The 22,553-nt window shown below is 60.3% G+C and carries 20 protein-coding genes; 9 read left to right on the top strand and 11 right to left on the bottom strand.

Features of this window, described 5'->3' with window-relative positions:
* The first annotated feature begins 70 nt into the window (after positions 1 to 70).
* From AAA069_RS00880 to AAA069_RS00865, 4 genes are all read left to right on the top strand, one after another.
* Positions 71 to 1,249, top strand: coding sequence for a hypothetical protein (locus tag AAA069_RS00880; RefSeq protein WP_101677771.1), 1,179 nt, complete (start codon positions 71 to 73; stop codon positions 1,247 to 1,249).
* Positions 1,236 to 2,447, top strand: coding sequence for a hypothetical protein (locus AAA069_RS00875; protein ID WP_349127311.1), 1,212 nt, complete (start codon positions 1,236 to 1,238; stop codon positions 2,445 to 2,447). Before AAA069_RS00880 ends, AAA069_RS00875 begins: the two co-directional genes overlap by 14 nt.
* The gene (locus tag AAA069_RS00870) at positions 2,434 to 4,377 is read left to right on the top strand and encodes an SNF2-related protein (RefSeq protein ID WP_349127310.1); all 1,944 of its coding nucleotides are present in this window, start codon (positions 2,434 to 2,436) and stop codon (positions 4,375 to 4,377) included. Before AAA069_RS00875 ends, AAA069_RS00870 begins: the two co-directional genes overlap by 14 nt.
* 70 nt (positions 4,378 to 4,447) lie before the next feature.
* The gene (locus AAA069_RS00865) at positions 4,448 to 6,151 is read left to right on the top strand and encodes a DUF262 domain-containing protein (protein ID WP_101677769.1); all 1,704 of its coding nucleotides are present in this window, start codon (positions 4,448 to 4,450) and stop codon (positions 6,149 to 6,151) included.
* 3 nt (positions 6,152 to 6,154) lie between these two features.
* Here the strand turns inward: AAA069_RS00865 and AAA069_RS00860 are convergent, their stop codons facing one another.
* From AAA069_RS00860 to AAA069_RS00850, 3 genes are read right to left on the bottom strand one after another with little or no spacing between them, the layout of a single operon-like run.
* Positions 6,155 to 6,580 carry a hypothetical protein gene (locus AAA069_RS00860; protein ID WP_099432718.1) on the bottom strand — a complete coding sequence of 142 codons (426 nt, stop codon included), beginning with the start codon at positions 6,578 to 6,580 and terminating at the stop codon, positions 6,155 to 6,157.
* Positions 6,581 to 6,585: 5 nt separating this feature from the next.
* The gene (locus tag AAA069_RS00855) at positions 6,586 to 7,656 is read right to left on the bottom strand and encodes a site-specific integrase (protein ID WP_101677768.1); all 1,071 of its coding nucleotides are present in this window, start codon (positions 7,654 to 7,656) and stop codon (positions 6,586 to 6,588) included.
* Between the two features lies 1 nt (position 7,657).
* The gene (locus AAA069_RS00850; RefSeq protein WP_006681531.1) at positions 7,658 to 7,861 is read right to left on the bottom strand and encodes a hypothetical protein; all 204 of its coding nucleotides are present in this window, start codon (positions 7,859 to 7,861) and stop codon (positions 7,658 to 7,660) included.
* A 140-nt stretch (positions 7,862 to 8,001) separates the two neighbouring features.
* Between AAA069_RS00850 and AAA069_RS00845 the strand changes: the two genes are divergently transcribed.
* Positions 8,002 to 8,415, top strand: a complete 414-nt coding sequence (locus AAA069_RS00845) for a helix-turn-helix transcriptional regulator (RefSeq protein WP_129423098.1) — start codon at positions 8,002 to 8,004, stop codon at positions 8,413 to 8,415.
* Positions 8,416 to 9,032: 617 nt separating this feature from the next.
* On the opposite strand, the gene guaA is transcribed toward AAA069_RS00845, so the two are convergent.
* A complete protein-coding gene (gene guaA, locus AAA069_RS00840; protein ID WP_035136929.1) occupies positions 9,033 to 10,631 on the bottom strand; it encodes a glutamine-hydrolyzing GMP synthase in 1,599 nt (532 codons plus the stop codon).
* Positions 10,632 to 10,900: 269 nt separating this feature from the next.
* Between guaA and AAA069_RS00835 the strand changes: the two genes are divergently transcribed.
* Positions 10,901 to 11,914, top strand: a complete 1,014-nt coding sequence (locus AAA069_RS00835; RefSeq protein ID WP_117848079.1) for an asparaginase — start codon at positions 10,901 to 10,903, stop codon at positions 11,912 to 11,914.
* Positions 11,915 to 12,232: 318 nt separating this feature from the next.
* On the opposite strand, the gene AAA069_RS00830 is transcribed toward AAA069_RS00835, so the two are convergent.
* Positions 12,233 to 12,451, bottom strand: coding sequence for a helix-turn-helix transcriptional regulator (locus AAA069_RS00830; protein WP_035136926.1), 219 nt, complete (start codon positions 12,449 to 12,451; stop codon positions 12,233 to 12,235).
* 76 nt (positions 12,452 to 12,527) lie between these two features.
* On the opposite strand from AAA069_RS00830, the gene AAA069_RS00825 reads away from it, so the two are divergent.
* Complete coding sequence (locus AAA069_RS00825; protein WP_349127309.1) at positions 12,528 to 12,917, top strand: hypothetical protein; 390 nt, start codon at positions 12,528 to 12,530, stop codon at positions 12,915 to 12,917.
* Between the two features lie 9 nt (positions 12,918 to 12,926).
* Here the strand turns inward: AAA069_RS00825 and AAA069_RS00820 are convergent, their stop codons facing one another.
* The 4 genes from AAA069_RS00820 to AAA069_RS00805 all read right to left on the bottom strand — a co-directional run bounded on the left by AAA069_RS00820 (position 12,927) and on the right by AAA069_RS00805 (position 17,632).
* Positions 12,927 to 13,310, bottom strand: a complete 384-nt coding sequence (locus tag AAA069_RS00820; RefSeq protein WP_349127308.1) for a DUF1648 domain-containing protein — start codon at positions 13,308 to 13,310, stop codon at positions 12,927 to 12,929.
* 11 nt (positions 13,311 to 13,321) lie between these two features.
* Positions 13,322 to 14,398 carry a redox-regulated ATPase YchF gene (ychF, locus tag AAA069_RS00815; protein WP_055309950.1) on the bottom strand — a complete coding sequence of 359 codons (1,077 nt, stop codon included), beginning with the start codon at positions 14,396 to 14,398 and terminating at the stop codon, positions 13,322 to 13,324.
* 127 nt (positions 14,399 to 14,525) lie between these two features.
* Positions 14,526 to 15,869, bottom strand: a complete 1,344-nt coding sequence (locus tag AAA069_RS00810; protein WP_117798057.1) for a 6-phospho-alpha-glucosidase — start codon at positions 15,867 to 15,869, stop codon at positions 14,526 to 14,528.
* A gap of 155 nt (positions 15,870 to 16,024) precedes the next feature.
* Complete coding sequence (locus tag AAA069_RS00805) at positions 16,025 to 17,632, bottom strand: alpha-glucoside-specific PTS transporter subunit IIBC (RefSeq protein ID WP_349127394.1); 1,608 nt, start codon at positions 17,630 to 17,632, stop codon at positions 16,025 to 16,027.
* 360 nt (positions 17,633 to 17,992) lie between these two features.
* Here AAA069_RS00805 and AAA069_RS00800 point away from each other — a divergent pair, with 360 nt between their 5' ends.
* Together AAA069_RS00800 and AAA069_RS00795 are read left to right on the top strand one after the other, a co-directional pair.
* Positions 17,993 to 19,018, top strand: coding sequence for a zinc-dependent alcohol dehydrogenase family protein (locus AAA069_RS00800; RefSeq protein ID WP_349127307.1), 1,026 nt, complete (start codon positions 17,993 to 17,995; stop codon positions 19,016 to 19,018).
* Positions 19,019 to 19,083: 65 nt separating this feature from the next.
* The gene (locus AAA069_RS00795; RefSeq protein WP_349127306.1) at positions 19,084 to 19,839 is read left to right on the top strand and encodes a GntR family transcriptional regulator; all 756 of its coding nucleotides are present in this window, start codon (positions 19,084 to 19,086) and stop codon (positions 19,837 to 19,839) included.
* Positions 19,840 to 19,969: 130 nt separating this feature from the next.
* Here AAA069_RS00795 and AAA069_RS00790 read toward each other — a convergent pair whose 3' ends face one another.
* Together AAA069_RS00790 and AAA069_RS00785 are read right to left on the bottom strand one after the other, a co-directional pair.
* On the bottom strand, positions 19,970 to 21,223 hold the full coding sequence (locus AAA069_RS00790; RefSeq protein WP_195443546.1) for a 4Fe-4S binding protein: 1,254 nt from the start codon (positions 21,221 to 21,223) through the stop codon (positions 19,970 to 19,972).
* Between the two features lie 150 nt (positions 21,224 to 21,373).
* Positions 21,374 to 22,441, bottom strand: a complete 1,068-nt coding sequence (locus tag AAA069_RS00785; RefSeq protein WP_349127305.1) for a glycerol dehydrogenase — start codon at positions 22,439 to 22,441, stop codon at positions 21,374 to 21,376.
* Positions 22,442 to 22,553: the final 112 nt, after the last annotated feature.

Here is a 22,553-nt window from a genome sequence, read left to right as displayed (position 1 = left end):
GGCACGGCGTGAGGATACCGAACTTTGCGCCCGTCTAGTCTTTCGCGTCTCGCGCAATGAGCTAAGGCGCGTGGGGATCACCACGCCCATCGCTCTCTACGATGAGCTGAAGCAGGTCTTCTGGAACGCAGACGAGGGCGTCACCCTGGGCGACCACCTCTCTGTCGGGTTCGGCAAGGTCGACCGCCGCCGTCAGGTGCGCGCCTTCGCCGAGCGCCATGCGGACGAGCCCAGAAACGTCGCCGCGAAAGCCTACGAGCGCGAATACGGCTTCAGCGCAGGCATCGCCGCGATATGGCTCGACCTGTTCGCCGAGCCCGCGGACGTGAGCTTCTCGGAGTGGCTTGGCGTCGAGGTCGCTGAATGCCCGACGGGCGCCCCGGCCTCCCGTGCGGATGTGCCCGTAGCGCACGACACCGAGCGCGAGGCACCCACCCTCGAGGGCTTCCTTGCCCGGGAGCTTGCCGGCCGCATCTGCGACGAAGGCCTCGTGCGTCGGCGCTTCGCCTTCGAGTTTCCCGACGATCCGCCCGAAGCGCTCGACCGCGGCATCGAGGATGCGGGCTACTACGAGGACCGCGGCTTGCTCTTCCGAGAAGGGAGCACCCCGAACGACCACTTCACGCGGCTGCTGGCCGAGCATCCGTCTTTCGCGAAGGGCGACGCCGGCTTCGAGAACGCCGTGTGGCAGCACCCCGCCTTCCGCCAGGTGCTGCGCCAGGCGCTTTCGGACCACCGCTTACTTCTCTACGAGGGCGACAGCTACATCTCGTTCTCGCGGCTGCACGACGTGCTAGGCGCGCGCATGGCGGACATCGAGTCGTACGCGCCCGCGGTGAGCGTGGATGCGCCCGAAGGCGAGCCCTTCACCGTGGCGAGCCTGCGCGCGGGCGGCGCCACTCCGCATCCGCTGTACGGGCTGGACATGCCCGACGACTTCTACGAGGGACTGCTCGACGCGGGAGGGCTCCTGCGCAGCTGCACGCTCGCCGGAACCAAGGTGTTCGTCGCCGGAGGCGAGGGGCGGCTTTCCGCAGCCGACCTCATCGAGTGGATCGTCGCCCACCATGAGGGAATCGAGCGCGATGACCTGCCGAGACTGCTCGCGAACGATCTGGGCATCACGTGCCCGGCACCGCTTCTGACGACGACCATTTACAACTCCGACGTCTACTACGACGACATCGGGGACGCATATTACTCATCCATGGAGGCATGGAAGAAGGAGGCACGAAATGAGCTTGCTTGAGGAAGGGATCGCGACTGGCAACGTCCTGCCGACGGGTCGCAAGGAGAAGCACTCCATCGACAACGTGACGCGCGACTTCGACATCTACCGCATCAAGTGCGATCTGCTGTTCTACAACGACCAGAACGACCGCATCGCCACTTGGGTAAGCGAGTACAACTCCGCGCAGGGCGCGGATCTGCTCGCCCTTGGCCGCGACGAGTACAACGGCGTCATCGAGGACTTCATCGTCGAGAGCAACCCCGGCGCGCTCAGGAAGACCGAGAAGAGCATCGCCCTTCGCGGCCAGCTTAGGCCGGGCATCGTGCTCAACGACGGACGCGTCATCGACGGCAACCGACGCCTGACCTGCGTCCGCCGCCTCGCGCGGGCGAACAACGAGGCGGGCTGGTTCGAGGCCGCCATCCTCGACGACGCCACAGGCAGCGACCCCAAGCGCATCAAGCTGCTCGAGCTCGCCATCCAAATCGGCGAAGAGGAGAAGGTGGCGTACGATCCCGTCGACCGCCTCGTCGGCGTATACCGCGACGTGGTTAAGAACCACCTCATAGCCCCTGCGGAGTACGGCAACGCGACGGGCATGACCGAGGCGGAGGTGAAAAAACTCGTCGACCGCGCCCAGTACATGGAGGAGTTCCTCGAATTCTGCCAGGCCCCCGAGCAGTACCACCTCGCCCGCGCCCTCAAGGTCGATGGCCCCTTGGGCGAGTTCAGCCGCGTGCTGAAGAAGTACGACAACAGGCGCGACAAACAGCTTGTCAAACGACTCATGTTCGCCAACATGGTGGTGCAGCCCGAGGGCGACATCACCCGATACGTGAGAGACTTCGGCAGCGTGGCAGGCACGGATGCGGAGGCCGACTTCAAGGCCGCCGAGCTGCAGGCCATGTCCGAGCTCCTCGAGAAGATGGGTCCCGACGCCCTCACGCGCGAGAAGGTGAGCGAGCTGCGCTCGGACGGCAACCTCGTCGACGGCTTCAAGCGCGCAGGCGACCGCGCAAGAGAGACCGTGCGCCGCGTCAAGCTCATGGACACGCCCGCCAAGAAATCCGCCGACTGCCTCTCCGAGCTCGAGAAGATCCTTCCCGAGATGCTCGACGTGCTGGGACCCGACGAGCTCGAGAAGGTGCGCCGCAACCTCGTTGCCGTCGCCGACAAGGTGGAAGAGCTGATCGGTGAGATCGATGAGCGCGCCTAGGGCCGTCGTCTGCTACGACGAGGCGCGCCCCGGCATGTACCTGCGCATCGAGGGGCAAGACATCGCCTCGTTCATGGCCTCGGCCGCATGGCGCGCCTGGCTGTACTACCCGGCGAGCGCCGTCGACGGCACCGATCGCGACCGCATCCTACTCGACGGCGGCATGGGCCTTCGCGAGTGCCAGGACATGCTCGAGGCGATCATGGAGGCCGACGGCCACGGCGTCGAGGTCTCGGTTGACCCGAGCTTCGGCGCCTTCGTGAACGCCGGCGAGACCTACATCCGCGAGCGCTCCGAGGTGGGGTTGGCCATCAAGGCGCAGACCGCCGAGGGCATCGCCGACGACCCCCAGCTGGGGCCGCGCTTCCGGGAGTTCCGCGACGTAGTGAACGCCTCGATGGTGCGTCCCCTGCGCGACCGGCAGATGCTCGACGCCTTCTTCATGGCGACGGTTGGGCGCGCGGCCGACTTCTCGGTGCCCGGCGCCGGCAAGACCGCGACGGTGCTCGGCGTGTTCGCCTACCTTCGCCATTTGGGGCTCGCGCGCCGCATCGTGGTGGTTTGCCCCAAGAACGGCTTCGAGTCGTGGGAGAAGGAGTGGGTCGCCACCTTCGGGGATAAGCTGCCTTTGAGCTGCTTCTCGCTGGGAGACCCCGCCATAGCGGCGATGTCGACCGAGCGCAGGCGCAACGCGCTGTCGCTCGACAGCGGCGCGTGCAACCTGTTCACGTTCAACTACGAGTCGCTCTCGGGCTACGTGCGGGAGCTGCATGCCATCATCCCCGACCAGACCCTGCTCGTCTTCGACGAGGTGCACCGGGTGAAGGCCATCGGCGGCAGGCGCGCGGAAGCCGCGCTCGAGGCGGCCGACGGCGCGAAGTTCGTGATCGCCCTTACGGGAACGCCCATCCCGAACACCTACCAGGACATCTACAACCTGCTGCACATCCTGTACCCCGAGGACTACGACACGTTCTTCGGCTACGAGCCGGGCGAGCTCCGCGCGCCCGATGCGGACCTCCAGGCAAGCCTCAACGACAGCCTGGCGCCCTTCTTCTGCCGAACGAACAAGGACGAGCTCGGCGTGCCGCGCCCGGAGCCCGACGAGATCGTGGAGGTCGAGGCGACGCCCGATGAGGACACATTGCTGCGAGTCCTGTACGCGTCTTGCCCCAACGCGCTCGCGAGGATCATACGCACCCTGCAGCTCGAGAGCGACCCCGAGATGCTCTGCTCTGCAGTGGACCCAGGCGACCTCGAGTACGTGCTCGACCAGGTCGGCGATGACTACTCGGATATCGACTACGTCGACTTCTCGCAGACGTTCTACGAGGCCATCGAGCGAAGCCGCCCGAGCTCGAAGCTCGTGGCGTGCGAGCGGCTCGTGGAGCGCATCGTCGCCGAAGGCCGCCCCGTCATAGTATGGTGCATCTTCGTACGCAGCATCAGCAACCTCCGCCGCGACCTCGCCGCCATGGGGATTCCGGCAGAGGCGATCTACGGCGCCACGCCACAGGAAGAGAGACGCGAGATTCTGGACGACTTCCGCGCGGGGCGCTTCAGGGTGCTCGTGACCAACCCGCAGACGCTTGCCGAGTCGGTCTCTCTGCACAGCGTCTGCCACGACGCGGTGTATTTCGAGTACAGCTACAACTTGGTGCACCTGCTGCAGTCAAAGGACCGCATACACCGTCTGGGCCTGCCCGACGACCAGAAGACGCGCTACTACTTCATGCGCGAGAAGTTCATGCGCGACGGCAGGGAGCTATCCCTCGACGCCGTGATCTACGACCGCTTGAAGGAGAAGGAGCAGACGATGCTCGACGCCATCGACCGCGGCTGCCTTGAGGGCGGCTACCTCGATGACGAGGACCTGCGTATCGTCTTCGAGCGCCTGCTGGGAGAAGATGCCAAGAGCCTGGAATACTAAGAGGCCGAACGGCGCACTGACGATATTGGCTCATAAGTAACAACTGCGAAGGAAAGATAGGGCTTTAAGGATGGATGCAGGAAAATCTACGATAAGCGGCGTGTTCAACGGATCGCGCCTGCTCGAAATACCTTTCTACCAAAGGGCGTACGTCTGGGGAGAAGAGCAATGGGAGCGCTTCCTCGGCGACATGGAGTTCGTCACGGCTTCGAAGCGACCTTATTTCCTGGGCTCGATCATCCTGAAGCAAGCCTCCTCCGGCAACACTTGGTCCGAGGTGTCCGAGGTTCGCACAGTCATCGACGGCCAGCAGCGCCTCACGACCATGGTCATCTTCTTCAAGGCACTCTGCGCGAGAATCGACGCCGATAGGCTGTTCGAGCGAGATTTCGTCCTGGAGACCGGCGAAGTCGCCTTGAGACATGGCAAGTACGACCGGCAGGATTTCGAGAAGGTCGTCAGCGCCACGGGCTGCGAGCCTGTCGAGGGCTCCTCGTCCATCGTCCTTGCCTACAACTATTTCCTCAAGAACATCGACCCAGAGAAGGTCGACAGGAACACGATCAAGTCGAACGTCCAGTTCGTCTGCATCGATCTCACCGAGGGCGAGGACGAGCAGCAGATATTCGACACCATCAACTCGCTCGGGGTGCGCCTGACGACGGCGGAGCTCCTCAAGAACTACTTCTTCAACCGCGAGAACGAGCAGGCGTTCAAGGAGTGCTGGGAGGACGTCTTCGAACCCACGGCGGAGAAGAGGGAGTATTGGGAGCAGGAGGTCGTTACCGGGCGCATCAAGCGCACGCTCGTCGACCTGTTCTTCGACGCGTTCCTCCAGATCCTGGTTCAGGACAAGAAGCGCGGCGTCACGACCGAGGACAAGCTCTTCTATTCGCGCACGTCCAACCTCTTCCAGTCCTACAAGGACTTCATCGGCAGGTACTGCAACGGAGACAAGGACGAGATCCTCGACAGCATGAAGGCGTATGCCGAGGTGTTCGAGTCCACGTTCGACCCCGGCTACTGCGACGCGGACATCCCCTCCGCTCCCGGCGTCGAGCGCCTGAACGTGCTGATATTCGGCCTCAAGAACTCGACGCTCATCCCGTACGTGCTCTACGTTCGCAAGAACGCGGAGTCTTCGGGCGAGGAATCCGAGGTCTTCGCCCTGCTTGAGAGCTACATCGTCCGCCGAACGCTGGTTCAGGCGACCACGAAGAACTACAACAGGCTGTTCACCTCGCTGATCCTGAACGAGGTGAAGGACGCGGAGACGCTGAGGAAGGCTCTTGAAGCAAACGAAGAGGCGACGACGTACATGCCCGGCGATGACGAGGTTCGAAGGGCGTTCGAGGAATCGTGTCTGTACAACCTTCAGTCCAAGGGCGTTCTCTATCTGCTGGAAAGCGCCATTCGCCCAGGCATGAGCAGCACGGCCCTGCTCGGGTTCAACCAGTACACCCTCGAACACATGATGCCCAAGAAGTGGCGCAACAAATGGGGAGCCCTCGACGATGAGGCTGCCACGCGAAGGGACAGGAAGCTCCTCACGCTCGGCAACCTCGCCATCATCACGCATTCGCTCAACGCCTCCATCCGCGATGCCGATTGGCCCACCAAGAAGCAGGGAAAGGGATACAAGGACGGTCTTGCCCTCTGCGCCGCCGGCCTTGCGACCATGGCCGGCGCCCTGGAGAAGGAGTCTTGGGACGAGGGCGATATCGCCGATCGCGCCGAATGGCTTGCGGACAAGGCGTTGGAGGTCTGGCGTTAAACCTTACATGCGCCCCATCTCGAAGATGCTTGCGGTGTCGGAGCCCGCATCCATGACGGATGTTGTCGGCTCTTCCAAATGCGAGGTTTGCGGTGGCGCTTCCGTCACTGGTGCCTCAACCCCCTCGCCGAGCGCCAGGAAGAACCTCATCACGAGCTCGATCCTCTGCTGCAGGGACTCGCTCAGCTCGCCGTAGGAGGCCGCCAGCCGTACTTCCTTGGACAACTCCGCCATCGAGTCCTTCAACGCCTTCTGCACGCTTACAGAGGGCCTCACCTCGACCTGGGTATCGGTGAGCTTGGCGATGATGTAGTCCTGCCTGCTCATGCCGCTCCAGGCTGCCATCTCGCATATGAGCTTGTGCTCCTCGGGCGTGCAGCGAAACGCCATCGTCTTGCTGCGCTTGCGGGCGCTGTTCTCGCACGGCATCTTGCTTACCCCCTCGCCCCGTCGAGCGCGGCGGCCATCTCGTCCTGCTTCGTGGGGAACAGGTGCGCGTAGCGGTAGGTGATGTCCACCGCCTCGTGGCCCATGCGCTCGGCGATGGCCAGCGCGGAGAAGCCCATCTCGATCAGCAGGCTCACGTGGCTGTGGCGTATGTCGTGTATGCGGATGCGCTTCACGCCCGACGCCTTGCACCCGCGCTCCATCTCGTGGGCCAGGAAGTGCTTGGTCACGGCGAACAGGCGCTCGTCGGGGGCGACGTCGTCGCGCATCTCGATGAAGTCCGCCATCTCGTCGCGAAGGAAGGCGGGCATGACGATCGTGCGCACCGACTTGGGCGTCTTGGGGTCGGTCACGGTGTCAACGCCGTGGAGGCTCTGGTACGACTTGTTGATGCGCAGCCGCGAGCTATCCAGCATGAAGTCGGACGGAGTGAGCGCCAGGAGCTCGCCGCAGCGTATGCCCGTCCAGTACAGCAGCTCGAAGGCGTGGAACGACAGCGGTTTGTCCATGACCGCCTCGCTGAACCTCAGGTACTCGTCCTTGGTCCAGAACTGCATCTCGCCGCCCTTCTTCGAGCCTATCTTGTCGACCCTGCGCACCGGGTTGTCGGTGAGGCCGTAGTAGCGCTCGGCGTGGTTGAAGATGGCGTTCAGTTGGTTGTTCACCGTGCGCAGGTACGTCGGCGCCCAGGGCTTCCCGTCGGCGTCCCGGTGCTCGGTGAGCTCGTTTTGCCACCTGATGAGGTCGATCGGCCTCACGTCGCACATGCGCATGTCTCCGAAGAACGGTACGAGCTTGTCGTTGATGATGTACTCCTTGGTGATCCACGTGTGCTCGCGTACGCGCGGCTTCACCTCGGAGGCGTACACCTCGACGAACTCGGAGAACGTCATGTCCATGGCCCCGCCGTTAAGGCTCTTGAACTGGCTCTCCCACACTGCGGCCTCCACCTCGGAGGAGAAGCCGCGCTTCGTCTTGTGGCGCTTCGAGCCGCGGGCGTCGCGGTAGTAGCACTGCACGTAGAACGTGCCGTTGTTGCCATCCTTGTACACGGGCATGTCAGTCCACCTCCGGGAAGTACAGGGCGTCGAAGACGTCGCTCCGGACGCGTCCGCGGATAACCACGCGCCCGCGCGCCTCCTGCTCGGCGTTTATCTTCCTGATCACCTCGTAGGCGCTGCCTTTCTTGATCCTCAGCAGCTCCGCGACCTCGTCGGCGTCCAGCATGTGCGGCCTCGGCGTCTTCGCCACCTTCTCGTCCATGGCTCCTCCAATCAATGGCGTACGAATACGTACGGTTTACAGATTCAGAGTAAACGTACGTATCTGTACTGTCAATAGAATTGCGTACATTTACGTACGCTGATAAGATGTGCTGATACGTAATTCCAGGAGGAGGGCGCATGTCCGTAGGCAAAAACATAAGGCGGTACCGCAAGTCGCGCGGCATGACGCAGGCTCAACTCGCCGAGGCCGTCGGCCTGACCGAGGGGGCCGTGCGCCACTACGAGAGCGGCATCCGCGCCGTCAAGCCCGAGCTGCTCGAGTCCATCTCCGCGGCGCTCGGCGTGTCCGTCAACGCCCTCAAGGACTATGGCGTCGAGACCGCGGGCGACCTCATGTCGCTGCTCGTGCGGCTCGAGGACTCGTTCGGCATCGTTCCCTCCGCCGACGGCACGGGCCTCTCCCTGAACCCCAAGGCTCCGCACGCGCCCAAAGCCGCGACGGCGATCGAGCTGTGGGCAGAGAAGCGCGCGCAGCTCGAGAACGGCGAGATCGACGCCGACGAATACGAGGACTGGAAAGCCTCGCTGTAGCGGCTCCCCGCATTTCGCAACCAGCGCAACCGAATCAGGACGCCAAGCTAGGCGGTGAGCGCCGCTCACGCCTGCGTATGTTGAGTTTTTACTCCCCATTGCATGCAAAGGCATTTTCGGCGCACCTGGGGAGTAAATGACGCGGTGGCTTACATGGCGGCACACGGCGGTACCCCGCGGCATTTCCCCTGATTACTCCCGCTTTCCTTGAGACGGTGAGATTCTTTACTCCCCATTAACGACCTGGGAAAACGCCGCACAGAGACCGTCAAAAGGCCTATTGAGTTCGATTTGAGTTTCAAAGGACCTAAAACGGCCCCTTTTCGTTCTCGGGGACAAAAATCGCGCGTCTACTCACTCGGGATAAATCCTTACTCCCATTCCTCCGAATACCGCCCCGTGCCTTGCCGTCTCGAAACACGGGGAGTAAATCGCGAAATTGCAGGTGAAAGGGAGTAAATAGCCAAAGAAAAAGCCTCCGTTCCGACGCGGGAACAGAGGCTCGATAATCGGATTTACTCACCAATGTCGCTGGCGGCTTTGCCGTGACTCTCGTACAAAACGAAACTCAGCAGCACAGTGCGGCACTCAAAAATACAGGTCAGAACCCTGTCAGACTACTCCCACTCGATGGTCGCGGGCGGCTTGGACGTGATGTCGTAGCACACGCGGTTGGCGCCAGGAACCTCGGCAACGATGCGGCCAGAGATGCGGGCCAGTACGTCATAGGGCAGCTTGGCCCAGTCGGCGGTCATGGCATCGCTGGACTCGACGGCACGCAAGATGATCGGGCGCTGGTAGGTACGCTCATCGCCCATAACGCCGACGGACTTAATGTCGGGCAGGACCGCAAAGTACTGCCAGCAGCTGTGCTCGGAGTTGCGCTCGCCGGTCTGCTCAAACAGACGCTGGTTGTAGGCGTCGAGCTCCTCGCGCACGATAGCGTCGGCGTTCTTGAGAATCTCGAGCTTCTCCTTGTCGACCGCACCGATGATGCGGATGGCCAGACCCGGGCCCGGGAAAGGCTGGCGGAACACGATGTGACCCGGCAGGCCCAGTGCCAGACCAAGCGCGCGGACCTCGTCCTTAAAGAAGTGGTCGAGCGGCTCAATGAGGTCGAAGTGTACGCCCTCGGGGAACGGGATCAGGTTGTGATGGCTCTTGATGGTGGCCGTCTTGCCGCCCGTCTTGCGAGCGCCGGACTCGATGATGTCGGGGTAGATAGTGCCCTGAGCCAGGTACTTGACCGGCTTGCCATCGGTCTCGAGCTGCTGCGCCACGGCGAAGAACTCTTTCCAGAACTGCGTGCCGATGATGCGGCGCTTCTCCTCGGGCTCGGTCACACCGGCCAGAAGCTCGGCATAACGGTCCTCGGCGTGGACGTGGATAAAGTCGACGTCAAACTGCTTGGTGAAGACCTCCTCAACCTGCTCGGGCTCGCCCTTGCGCAGCAGACCGTGGTTGATGAACACGCAGGTCATCTGCTTGCCCACGGCGCGAGCGCCCAACGCAGCCACGACGGAGGAGTCGACGCCACCGGACAGGGCCAGAATCACGCGGTCGTCGCCGACCTTCTCGCGGAACTCGGCCGTCATGGTCTCGACCAGGTTGTCCATGCTCCAGTTGGGCTCCAGGCCACAGATCTCAAACAGGAAGTTGCTCAGCAGCTGCTGACCGTACTCGGAATGCTTGACCTCGGGGTGGAACTGCGTGGTGAAGATCTTGCGCTCGACGCACTCCATGGCGGCAACCGGGCACACGTCGGTGCTGGCGGTAACGGTAAAGCCCTCGGGCACCTCGGAGACGGCATCGCGGTGGCTCATCCACACGGTCTGCTCCATGGGCGTGGAGTTAAAGAGCTTGGCGCCTGCCGTGCGCGTGATGGTGGCGCGGCCATACTCGCCCACCTCGGAGTGGCCGACCTTGCCACCGAGCGTCACGGCCGTGATCTGATGACCGTAGCAGAAGCCCAGGACGGGAAGGCCCAGGTCAAAGATGGCGGGGTCGATGGACGGAGCGTCCTCGGCATACACAGAAGCCGGGCCGCCGGAAAGGATGAGCGCAGAGGCGTTCATCTCGCGAATCTCGTCGGCCGAGATGTCGCAGGGAACGATCTCGGAATACACGTTGAGGTCGCGGACGCGACGGGCAATGAGCTGACCGTACTGCGCACCAAAGTCGAGTACGAGGACCTTTGCGGAAGCCTTTTGATCCATGGTTTCCCCCTCTTGTTGGCGGGGAGCCGGTGCCCACCCGCGTGAATGAACGAAAATAACTCCCATAGTGTACACGTTTATATGGGGTTTCTCGTCCCTCGCAGCCATCAGCGCACGGCAAACGCACGACCTGGGCCCCTATTTGACGGCAATTGAAGTGTTACCAAACGTTACAGCTGATGTAATACGTTTGAACATTCGGCGCCCTGTGCCACAATACTGCCGAACGACTCCGCCTCTGTGGCGGCAAATACGATAGGAATACCAGCATGAAGCGCATCCTTCTCATCGCCACGGGCGGCACCATCGCATCGACCGAGGACGGTAACGGCCTCTCCCCCGCCCTGACCGGCGAGGAGCTCGCCCAGAGCGTCCCCGAGATTTCGGGCCTCTGCGAGCTCGACGTGGTGCAGCCCATGAACATCGACAGCACCAATATGCGCCCGAGCGACTGGATGCGCATCCGCGATGTCATCGTCGAAGGCTATGCCGATCACGACGGCTTCGTAGTCCTTCACGGCACCGACACCATGAGCTACACCGCGGCAGCGCTTTCCTATCTGATTCAGGACAGTCCCAAGCCCATCGTACTCACCGGCTCGCAAAAGCCCATGGGCAACCCCTTTACCGATGCCAAGCTCAACCTGTACCAGAGCCTGCTCTATGCGCTCGACGAGCATTCGCACGACGTCTCGATCGTGTTTGGCGGCGTCGCCATTGCCGGCACGCGCGCCCGCAAGCAGCGCACCATGAGCTTTAACGCGTTCATTAGCGTCAACTATCCGCCCATTGCCTACATCCGCAACGACCGCATTGTGCGCAACGGGCTTCACGGCACGCATCAGGGCGAAAACCCGGTGCGTTTCTACGACAGCATCGACCCGCGCGTGTTTGTCCTTAAGCTCACGCCCGGCGTGAACCCGGGTATCCTGGACGCCCTGGCCGATAGCTACGACGCCGTAATCCTTGAGACCTTTGGTATTGGCGGTATTCCCGAGTTCGGCGAGTCCGGCGAATCATTCCAGGAGGCGATTTTCCGCTGGGTCGATTCGGGCCGTACTGTCGTTATGACCACGCAGGTCCCCGAAGAGGGCCTCGATTTGGGCGTTTATGAGGTCGGCCGTGCTTACGCGGATCATCCGGGCATTCTGCGCGGCGACGACATGACCACCGAGACGCTCGTGGCCAAGACCATGTGGGCGCTCGGCCAGTCACGCGATGCGGCCGAGATTCAGCGCCTGTTTTACAGCCAAGTCAACCACGACCGCATCCCGATGGCGTAGCTAAAACAAAATCCGCCTCTTTGGGCCTTGTAGGGCACGTGGTACCCCTCGGAACGTGCAAAAAGCGGAGTTTTCAGCATCCGCCCCTTCCGGGAACGTTAAAACCGCTGGCTGTAAATTGCCTTTCGACTCGAAAGACTCGTTCCGCGCGCTTGTTATTCCTCATATTATTGAATTTTGTGGATAATCCAAAACATTTCGCGTCGTATTTGTGGCCCCGGCTGCCGTCAAATTATTGAGGGATGCTGAATACTCGCGTTTTTGCACGCCGCCGTCGGGGGGACCCGTTCAACAAACGGCAAATCTAGCAAAAAAAGGCTACTCGATACCCTCGAGAAGCTCTGACACCGTCATGCCGAGTGCGGGCGCGATCTTAAATAGAACCTTGAGCGTGAAATTTGCCGTCCCATCTTCGATTCGGTCGAGGTAGGGTCGGCTGATTCCTGTCGCCACACAAAAATCAACCTTGGAGATACCAAGGTCTCTGCGTGTCTCTTCGACCCGCCTGCCAAGAATCTGTTTCGCACGTTCGTCCATGCAGCCGAGTTTGAAATGGAGCCGAACAAAAACGTAAACTATAGTTTACGTTTTGCCGAATACACAGGAGTTTTCTATGTCGGCTTGCTCGATTTGTATGCGTCAGAAATCACGTTGCGCAGACAGCGCGCAGCCCAAGCTTGTCGTCGTTGAAGCCGAAAACCTTTCCCCGGATGAACGAACAGCCTTTACGTTGCTATCAAGCCGTGTTGCGACCGCGCTGCTCCCCGATCCGGCGAGAGGCGAGCTCTCCGCTCAATGCCAGACGTACGGCTGCGCCCTTGACCAGGCCGCAGTAATTGCAACCAGCCAACGCGGTCTGCCCCTTCTCCTGGAAGCCGGTATCGCACTCGCCCTCCGCGGCGCCGGATACGAAAACGAGGCCGCCGCCGACATGGTCTTTAAACCACGATCGAGCGGCGGCCTCGCAGCAGCCATTGAATATGCGTGCAGGCTCGTTGCCTAAAAGGACAAGCTAGAAACCAAAGCCAAAGCCCGTTCCGGTAATCGCCGAGTACATAAAGTAAACGTTGATCACGTTGAGGAACACACCCGTGATGCAACCGTTGCGCAGGTAGCGCTCGCACACGATGCGTGCCATGGCGGCGGAGCCATCATTGTTTTTAGCCTGGCGTCCTGCCGTAAAGTACGTCGCCACGCTCAGCAGCAGGTTGAGCACCGGCAGTGCCAGCAACTCGTAGCTCTTGCCCCAGCGCGTCACCTCGCCAGCGGCATTAAACTTCGTTGCCACCTCGGGACCAATGTTGGGGATAACACACGCTGCGACCACCAGCGGAATCACCGCAAGTACGAGCAGCGCAATACCCATGTAGCCGGCTTTTTTGCCATATTTAAACATATGCGTCGTCCTTACACGTTAAAGCGGAAGTGCACGACGTCGCCATCGGCCATGACATAGTCCTTGCCCTCAATACGCAGCTTGCCGGCAGCCTTGGCACCCTGCTCACCGCCGAGCTCGATGTAGTCGTCGTAGCCAATGACCTCGGCCTTAATAAAGCCGCGCTCAAAGTCGGTGTGGATGACGCCGGCGGCCTGCGGGGCGGTCGCGCCCTGACGAACCGTCCAGGCCTTGACCTCCATCTCGCCAGCCGTAAAGAACGACTGCAGACCAAGCAGCTTGTAGGCAGCCTGCGCAAGCACGTCCAGACCGGGCTGCTCCAGGCCCAGGCTCTCCAAGTAGTCGGCCGCATCCTCGGGATCGAGCTCGGAAAGCTCGGCCTCGATCTTGGCGCAGATCGGCAGCGGCTTGACGCCATCGATGGGAGCCAGGTCCTCGTTGAGCATGTCCTCGTCCACGTTGGCCACATACAGGATGGGCTTCATGGTGAGCAGGAACAGGCCCTTGGCGGCGGCGCGCTCCTCGTCGGTCATCTCCATGGACGCGGCGCGCTTGCCCTCGTTGAGCCAGGCGAGTAGGCGCTTGGCGACCTCAAACTTGGGCATGAGCTCCTTGTCGCGCTTGGCCTCCTTCTCGAGCTTAGGCAGCTGCTTCTCGAGCGTGCCCATGTCGGCCAGGATAAGCTCGGTCATGATGGTGTCGGCGTCACCGGCGGGGTCGACAAACTCGCCCGTGCGGCCCACCTCGCGCATAACGTTGGGGTCCTTAAAGTAGCGCACGACCTCGCAGATGGCGTCGGTCTCGCGAATGTTGGCCAGGAACTGGTTGCCCAGGCCCTCGCCCTCGTTGGCGCCCTTCACCAGGCCTGCGATGTCGACGAACTCGACCGTCGCCGGCACAATGCGGCCCGGGTTGACAATGTCGGCGAGCTTTTGCAGGCGGCTATCGGGCACGTCAACGATACCCACGTTGGGGTCGATCGTGGCGAACGGGTAGTTGGCGGCAAGGCCGGTCTTTTTGGTAAGCGCGGTGAACAGCGTCGACTTGCCCACGTTGGGCAGGCCCACGATACCGATGGAAAGGGACACGACAGCTCCTTTTGGTACAGGTACTTCAAACTGCATAAGTATAGCGCCGCCGCAGCATCCGGGCGAATCCGGACACCGCGACGGCGCAAATGAAGCAGAGATGCGTGAGAGTTCGAGGCAGCAGTCCTTACTTAAGCTCGGGCCAGAAATCCTTGTTGGCCTCGATGAGCTCGTCCAGGATCTGCTTAGCAACGCTCGCCGAAGGAATGGTCTTGGAGAGCGTGAGTGCCTGCCAGAGCTTCTGGTAGCTGCCCTCGACCCAAGCCTGGACAACGAGCTTCTCGACGGAAACCTGCTGCTCCATGAGGCCCTTCTGGAACTGCGGAATCGGGCCCTGGCAGATCTTCTCAAAGCCGTTGGAACCGACGATGCAAGGCACCTCGACCATGGCCGTCGGGTCGAAGTTGGGCACAGCGCCATCGTTGGGGACGATCAGCAGGAAGCGCTCGAGCGTATTCTCGGCCAGTGCGCAGGCAAGGTCGACGATGTAGTTGGCATGTACATCTGGCTCAAAGCCGCCGTCTTTAGCCGTACCCTTGGCGATGATGTCGCGGCAAGCGCCAAAGACCTTCTTCTCGCGGCCGTCCATAACCTCATTGGCGCGAGTGTAGTTGGGGTCAGACGTCTCGACGACATAGTCCGGGTACAGGTAATACTTGAGGTAGGTATTGGGAATCGTCTCGGGATCGACAGCATAGACATCCTTGGCCTTGCCGAAGGTGTGAATCCAGCTCTCCTCGACATGCTGCTCCTTACCGGCCTCGTGCTCGATGCCGTCCAGGTAGCCGTTCTTAGCCATGTGCTCCTTAATCTGCGGCATGAGGTCGTTGCCGTCCTTGTCGTAGATTTTGCTCCACCAACCAAAGTGGTTGAGGCCGTAGTAGCTATACTGCAGCTCGCGACGATCCTTGATGCCGCACATACGGCTCATCTTATCCATGAGGTCGATCGGCATGTCGCAGATGTTGATGATGCGGCTGTTGGGGCGCAGCACGCGGCAGGCCTCGGCGACGATGGCCGCGGGGTTGGAGTAGTTGAGCATCCAGGCGTTGGGGCTGTACTTCTCCATGTAGTCGAGGATCTCGATGACGCCACCAATGGAGCGCATGCCGTAGGCGATACCGCCGGCACCGCAGGTCTCTTGACCAACGCAGCCGTACTTGAGAGGAATCTTCTCGTCAAGCTCACGCATAGCGTACAGGCCAACGCGGATGTGAGCGAGGACAAAGTCAGTACCGGTAAAAGCGGTCTCGGGGTCGGTGGTGTAGTTAAACTCAACCTCGGGAGCGTTCTCGTGGAAGTAGATCTCGCAGGCCTTGGCCACGGTCTCCTGGCGCTCGGCGTTGTTGTCGTAGAAGGTTACCTTGTTGACCGGGAAGCGGTCGCGCTCCTCAAGCAGCATCAGGGCAATGCCCGGAGTGAAGGTAGAGCCACCGCCGGCAATGGTCACGGCATAGTTTTTCTTGGACATGATGTCCTCCTCATTCTGGCCGCTTGCTCAATCCATCCCCGCACGCGGCCTGTACGGTTTGGAATTGTTACCTAGAAGTGAAGTTTTTTATCTCTAGAATCGGCCCTGCGGTGCATACCGGCTCTGCAAGGCCGATTGTTTCGATGGACGATGGTTTACAGAAGACTCTCGAACTTCAGAAGACTCTCGAACTTCTCGCGAACCTGCGGGACGGTAAGGCCGATGATGACCTGGATTGACTGACCTTGGACCACCAAGCCATGCGTACCGATCGCCTTGAAGGAAGCCTCGGGTGCAACGACGCCCTTGTCCTTGACGTTAACGCGCAGACGGGTAGCGCAGTTAGTTACATCGATGATGTTATCCGCGCCACCGAGCAGATCGAGGATTTTCTCGGCAAGCACCAAGCGCTCATCATCTTTACTCTGGGCGACCGATTTGCCAGCAGCGGCATCGCCCTGCTTTTGCTTGTAGTCGGCCTTGGACTTGAGCTCGACCTCAACATCGTCATCCTCGCGACCGGGGGTCTTAAAGTCGAACTTGACGATCAGGAAACGGAAGACCACGACCCAAAGGGCGGTAAAGCACAGACCGACAAGGATGGAGATGGCGTACTGCAGACCGTGTGCGGCCCAAAGGGGCAGCCAGTCCCACGAGAGCATCGAGATGATGCCGCCGTCGAAGATGCCCACGACGCCAAGGAGGTTTTGAGCCATGCAGCCAAGCGCTCCGAGCACGCAGTGGACGACGAACAGGCCGGGCGCGATGAACAGGAAGGTGAAGTCAAGCGGCTCGGTAATACCGCAAAGCATAGCGGTAAGGGTGACGGGAATGAGCAGAGCCTTGACGCGCTGCTTGCGCTCGGGTTTGGCGGTCATATAAAACGCAATGGCGACGCCAAGAGAGCCGAAGACTTTAGTCCATCCAGGGCAGGTATAGGCAGCCCAGGGTGCGGCATCCTTAAGAGCAATGCTCGGATCGGCAGCCAGTTGGGGCAGGATGTTAGCCCAAGCAGCAAAGATGCCGCCGTTGACCGCCGCGTTGTCGTAATAGAACGGCGTATAGATAAAGTGGTGCAGGCCTGTAGGAATCAGCACGCGCTCGAAGAAAGCAAAGACGCCCACGCCAAACGTACCGGCGGAAAGGATGAATCCCTGGAAGGCGGCGATAGCAGCCTGAACATGCGGCCATACCAGGCAGGCGATAAGAGCGACCGGAACCATAACGAAGAAACCGATCATATAGATGAACACGGAGCCCGAGAACACGCCCAGCCACTCAGGAAGTTCGGTGTCGAAGAACTTGTTATGCAGCATCGTGGCGATACCAGAGATAATGAGCGCGCCCATGATGCCCATGTCAAGCGTTTTGATGCTTGCGATAGTGGCAAGACCAGTACCGCTGCCCGCCTCGACAGAGTAGTCAACCCCAAAGACAGGGCCCCACTGCCCCAAGATTGTGCTTACAAAGTAGTTGAAGGTAAGGTAGATGGCCAAAGCCTCCATGCAGCAGCGAGCGTTCTGCTTGTTCGCGAGCGAGATTGGCAACGCTACGCAAAACAGCAACGGCATCTGGTTAAAGAGCGTCCAACCACCCTGGAGCAGCACATTCCAGCAATCAAACCAAAGATGGCCCGCAGTGGCCATCTCGCCAAAGATCGCCTCGGTGGTAAACAACGTACCCAGGCCAACGACAATTCCGGAAAATGCGAAAAGAATTGCAGGCGTGTACATTGCACCGCCGAAACGTTGTATCTTTTGCATCATGACGGGGAATCCCCCTCTCTTCATTCGGAGCGACTGCGGTTTTGGCTTCACTCGAGACCGCAGACGCGCCGTTTGCGTGTACCTCGTGCAATAGGACGGGTGGGCCCGCTTCCCTGACTTCTTGCGCTTCTATTTTTATCATATCACTTATCTAGACAAGTTAGCATAAATACTACGGTCGGTAAACGGTCGATTATTGGCCGTAAACGGTATAAGTCCACTATTTTGCCTGCTAAAGCTGATATAGCTGATGACCACAATTCATATTTCTTTTCTACTTGTCTAGATATGCTTGTCTATATCTGTGTACATGCCTATACTTCATTACAACATTCACCGCCACGTTAAGGAGTCACCATGAAAAGCGCGGTCTTCTATGGAAAGCACGACCTCAGAGTCGAGGAATCGGCAAAGCCGACCGTGGGCAAGCGCGACGTTCTGATCAACGTCAAAGCTTGCGGCGTCTGCGGTACCGACGTTCATATCTACGAAGGCGACAAGGGTGCAGCCGACGTTACCCCGCCCACGATCCTTGGTCATGAGTTTGCGGGCGTTGTCGAGGCCGTGGGCAGCGACGTCGCTGGCTTTAAACCGGGCGATCGCGTGTGCATCGACCCAAACCATCCCTGCGGCTGCTGCGAACCCTGCCGCGACGGAATCAACCACTACTGCGAGCATATGACCGGTTACGGCACCACCGTTAACGGCGGCTTTGCCGAGTACTGCTCCGTCGATATGCAGCAAGTCTACAAGTTGGGCGATCACACCAGCTTTGAGCAGGGTGCTATGACCGAGCCCGTCGCCTGTTGTCTGCACGGCATCGATATGTGCAACATCAAGCCCGGCAGCACAGTTGTCGTTATCGGCGGTGGCATGATCGGTCTGCTCATGATGCAGCTCGCCAAAAACGCCGGCGCCACCAAGGTTGTCTTGCTCGAGCCTGTCGAAGGCAAGCGCGAGGTTGCGCTCAAACTCGGCGCCGACCTGGCAATTGATTCCATCCACGAGGACGTCCCGGCCCGCCTGAAGCAGGAGGGCGTCGGCAACGTCGACGTTGTAATCGAATGCGTCGGCAAGCCCGTCACCATCGAGCAGGCCATCCAGATCGCCGGCCACAAGGCTACGGTCATGATGTTCGGCCTCACCAAGCCCGATGAGACAATCACCGTCAAGCCCTTCGAGGTCTTCCAGAAGGAGCTCGTGCTCACCTCGTCCTACATCAACCCTTACACACAGCGTCGCGCGCTCGAGCTCGTCGACTCTGGCAGGCTCGACGTATCCTCGATGGTCGCAAAGGTAGCCTCCCTCGATGAACTCGGTGCCATCCTGTCAGACCCGGCCCTGCGTGCCATGGGCAAATATATAATCGACCCCAGCAAGTAAATCGATTGACACCTGCGCGGGCGGCCCTCATCCGTCGTTCACGCACCCAGCTCTAGGAGACCGTCATGGCGCGAGCCATCTTCCAAACTATTTATGACAACGTGAAGCAGTCGATTGACGACGGCACATACGCTTATCAGAGCTATCTGCCTTCGGAGACTGAGCTCACGCAGCTGTTTGACTGTTCGCGCATGACGGTCCGTCGCGCCATCTCGATGCTTGCGGCAGATGGCTACGTGCTCCCCCAGCAAGGCAAAGGCATGCGCGTCATTCGCAACATCAGTGACGAGACGAGTCGTGGCGGCGGCGGACTCGAGACCTTTAAGGAAATCGCAGCCAGTCGAGGCTTTGAGCTCAAAACGGTTACCACTGTCTTTGAGCTCCTCGTCTGTAACAAGGCGCTCTCCAAGATTACCGGGTTTCCTGAAGGCTGTGAGCTCACGCGTGCCAAACGCATCCGTTATGCAGACGGACGGGCCGTGTGCTCCGACGACTCCTATTACCTAAGCTCACAGGTACCGGGGCTGACACCCGAGATTGTCAACGACTCGATCTATCGTTACCTCGAAGAAGGCCTTGGCATTAAGATTGCCACGGGCAAACGCGATGTAACGATTGAGCATCCCACGCCCGAGGATGCACGCGTGCTCGATCTCGACGACTTTAACGCACTCGCTGTTGTACGCGGACAGACCTACAACGCCGACGGCATCCTTATGGAATACACCGAGACAAAACAGGTCCCCGGGTTCTTTTTGCTCCATGAAACCGTGACGCGCAACGGTACCGGTCGAACCGGCCACCAAAGCAGCATGAACTAACCATCTATTAGTTGCGGTGGAATAGTTCCTAGAATGGCCAGCTTAAGGGCAACACAGGAACTATTCCACCGCAACTTTTTGGCCGGTGGGGCAGTACCTGTCCCACCGGCCATCATTTACGCTCTTTTAGCTAGTCCGCGAGCTTCTCCACCTGATCGAGCATCTTGTCGAGCTTGGCCTTTGCTTCGGCTTTGACCTTCTCAGCTTCTTCGTGAGCCTTCGCCTTCTGGGCGGCCTTTTCTTCGGCTTCAGGATCGACGACGACCAGATTGGACGCGTCGTGCTCAACAAGCTTGAGCGCATGCTCGGGACAAACCTTGACACAGGCGCCGCAGCCTAAACAATACGTGGACTCCAACGCAAAGCGGCCGCTTCCCACCAGATCGCAGGCAAACGTGGGGCACACGTTGACGCACTCGCCGCACGACGTACACTTGTCAAAATCGCACTCCGGTGTGCTCACCTGCATGTTCTGGGCAAGCTCGGGGTGGTTCTGCAGTGTCGAGAGCACCAGCTGCCGCCCATGGGTGAGCGAACGGCGACGCTTGGTCGTCGTGGTGCCGCACATGGTGTTGAGCGTGCGCTCCAGCTGGGTAATCTGATGGCGATGGGCCTTGAGCTTTTGCGTCACCGAGGCCAGCGCCGCCGTCGCCGGGTTGAGCTTGGTCACGGTAAGGCCCGTGGTGCGGGCGATCTTTTCCATGTACTCCTTGCGCTCGTACTCGCGGCGCTTATGGCATTTGAGGCTCTTGGAGTCGACCTCCAAGCCCATACCCGTACCGGACCACTCCTCGGCCTTCGCAATCGCCTCGCCCAGAATGTCCTCACCGCCGGTGTTGCGGCACTTATCGCACACGCCCAACGGCAGGTAGACGCTCACGTTGGGATAGTCGGCCAGCACCGAGAACCAGGTCTCGGCCGTAATATCGCCCACGCAGGCGACGACGACCTCGTTTTCGCGCGGCATGCGCTTGAGGGCGCGCGTGCAGGTGACGTAGGCGGTCTCGTGGCTCGTAGCAGCAGAGACGATATCGTCATACAGGTTTTTAGGCGCCAGGCGCGGCGAGATGATCGCCTCGGTCGGGCAGGCAGCGGCGCACAGGCCGCACTTGCGACAGGAGTCGAGGATCTCGATGGCGTCTTCCTCGACCTCGATAGCGTTGACCGGGCACACGTCCATGCACGCGGTGCAGCCGCTCTTTTCGTTTTTGCAGGTCAGGCACGGAATGGTGTTGCCGCGCGGGCGCTCCTTATAGTCGGCAGGATTCCACTGCGGCGCCGACGGATCGAGTGCATCGGTCACGCCACCAAGCGGGTTTTTAAGAAAGTCGAAACCCTTGCTGATCTCGATAATGTCATCAAACAGATCGTGTTCCTGCGCCATGCGCGGCCCCTCCCTGAGCAGTGCAAACAAGCAAGAGATAATGATACGCCATCGGCCCACGCCTCGGGCAAATTACACGCGGCGCACCTTGAGGGAAATAACCCATAGCCTATCGCTGCCTCGATTGCACAAGGTCAATCAAGCGCCAAACTATGCCTCGCACATGAGCTGCACGAGCTTTTGTCTGGTCACCTTGGCCTGTTCGTTAGCCATATTGCGTTCGTTTCTAAAGGCCGCATCTGCAACGCTCATCAGGTCGGCATCGGAAATCTCGTCAAGGCCCAGCTCCTCGAGCGTCGTCGGCAGACCGACGCGCTGGCAAAACTCGAGCACCTGATTAAGCTCGGGCGCACGCTCCAGGCGCAGCTGCACCACCAGACCAAACGCTACGGCCTCGCCGTGCATGGCTTTGCACTCGGGCAAAATCGTCAGGCCGTTGGCGATGGCATGCGCCAGCGCCAAACCGCCACTCTCAAAGCCAACGCCCGAGAGCAGAATATTGCACTCGATCAGGCGCTCAACCGCCGGCGATATACGGCCCTTTTTGAGATCGCGCTTGGCAGCGACACCACATTCCATGAGCGTGTCGTAGCAGGCACGTGCCGCGACCAGGGCCAAGTGTCCCGGCGTGCCACCGTGCTCGTTGGAGCCGTGCGCCGCGGCGCACGAACGCGCCTCGAAGTACGTTGCCAGTGCGTCGCCCATACCAGCGACTGTCATGCGCAGCGGAGCTGCCGCGACCACGTTGGTATCGACCACGACCAGGTCTGGATTCTTTTCGAGCATCAAGTAGCGGTCGAACGACCCATCCTCGTGATACAGCACCGAAATCGCGCTGCACGGACCGTCCATCGAAGCCGCCGTGGGGCATACGCACAACGGCAACTCGGCATAAAACGCAACGGCCTTTGCGATATCAAGCATCTTGCCGCCGCCAATACCCACCACCATGTCGCAATACTCGGCCCGGGCTTCCTTGGCCATTTCGACAACGGCATCTTCCGTACACGGACCGTTGTAAATCTTAAAGAACGGCTCGCTTAGATCTTCATCCAGAAATCCATCGACGATCTGTCTGCACAGTCGATCCTCGGTGCCCTGGTCAAACAAGACATAGGCAGCGCAGCCCAACCATGACAAATACCTGCCCTGACGCGAAAGTTCGCCCGGCCCCTGAACATACCGGCCGGGACCGCCATAAACCATGGGAAGCGCCATATGAGAATCCGCCCTTCATCAAACAACGATTGGTGCAAAGTAACCTGACCCCTTTGCACCATAGCAAAAAGGGGCAAAGCCATCTGCCGGCTTTGCCCCTTCCTTAGCTTGA

It is taken from the genome of Collinsella sp. CLA-SR-H006, assembly GCF_040097075.1.
Lineage (GTDB): Bacteria > Actinomycetota > Coriobacteriia > Coriobacteriales > Coriobacteriaceae > Collinsella.
The sequence above is the reverse complement of the archived record's forward strand: the minus strand, read 5'-3'. Positions and strand labels throughout refer to the sequence as shown.

Coding starts and splice junctions, on each gene's coding strand:
- AAA069_RS00875 (WP_349127311.1), top strand. CDS start 1,236: ATGAGCTTGCTTGAGGAAGGGATCGCGACTGGCAACGTCCTGCCGACG.
- AAA069_RS00785 (WP_349127305.1), bottom strand. CDS start 22,441: ATGGCGCTTCCCATGGTTTATGGCGGTCCCGGCCGGTATGTTCAGGGG.
- AAA069_RS00855 (WP_101677768.1), bottom strand. CDS start 7,656: ATGCCCGTGTACAAGGATGGCAACAACGGCACGTTCTACGTGCAGTGC.
- AAA069_RS00860 (WP_099432718.1), bottom strand. CDS start 6,580: ATGCCGTGCGAGAACAGCGCCCGCAAGCGCAGCAAGACGATGGCGTTT.
- AAA069_RS00820 (WP_349127308.1), bottom strand. CDS start 13,310: ATGTTTAAATATGGCAAAAAAGCCGGCTACATGGGTATTGCGCTGCTC.
- AAA069_RS00835 (WP_117848079.1), top strand. CDS start 10,901: ATGAAGCGCATCCTTCTCATCGCCACGGGCGGCACCATCGCATCGACC.
- AAA069_RS00800 (WP_349127307.1), top strand. CDS start 17,993: ATGAAAAGCGCGGTCTTCTATGGAAAGCACGACCTCAGAGTCGAGGAA.
- guaA (WP_035136929.1), bottom strand. CDS start 10,631: ATGGATCAAAAGGCTTCCGCAAAGGTCCTCGTACTCGACTTTGGTGCG.
- AAA069_RS00870 (WP_349127310.1), top strand. CDS start 2,434: ATGAGCGCGCCTAGGGCCGTCGTCTGCTACGACGAGGCGCGCCCCGGC.
- AAA069_RS00825 (WP_349127309.1), top strand. CDS start 12,528: ATGTCGGCTTGCTCGATTTGTATGCGTCAGAAATCACGTTGCGCAGAC.
- AAA069_RS00865 (WP_101677769.1), top strand. CDS start 4,448: ATGGATGCAGGAAAATCTACGATAAGCGGCGTGTTCAACGGATCGCGC.
- AAA069_RS00810 (WP_117798057.1), bottom strand. CDS start 15,869: ATGTCCAAGAAAAACTATGCCGTGACCATTGCCGGCGGTGGCTCTACC.
- AAA069_RS00790 (WP_195443546.1), bottom strand. CDS start 21,223: ATGGCGCAGGAACACGATCTGTTTGATGACATTATCGAGATCAGCAAG.
- AAA069_RS00845 (WP_129423098.1), top strand. CDS start 8,002: ATGTCCGTAGGCAAAAACATAAGGCGGTACCGCAAGTCGCGCGGCATG.
- AAA069_RS00830 (WP_035136926.1), bottom strand. CDS start 12,451: ATGGACGAACGTGCGAAACAGATTCTTGGCAGGCGGGTCGAAGAGACA.
- AAA069_RS00850 (WP_006681531.1), bottom strand. CDS start 7,861: ATGGACGAGAAGGTGGCGAAGACGCCGAGGCCGCACATGCTGGACGCC.
- AAA069_RS00795 (WP_349127306.1), top strand. CDS start 19,084: ATGGCGCGAGCCATCTTCCAAACTATTTATGACAACGTGAAGCAGTCG.
- AAA069_RS00805 (WP_349127394.1), bottom strand. CDS start 17,632: ATGCAAAAGATACAACGTTTCGGCGGTGCAATGTACACGCCTGCAATT.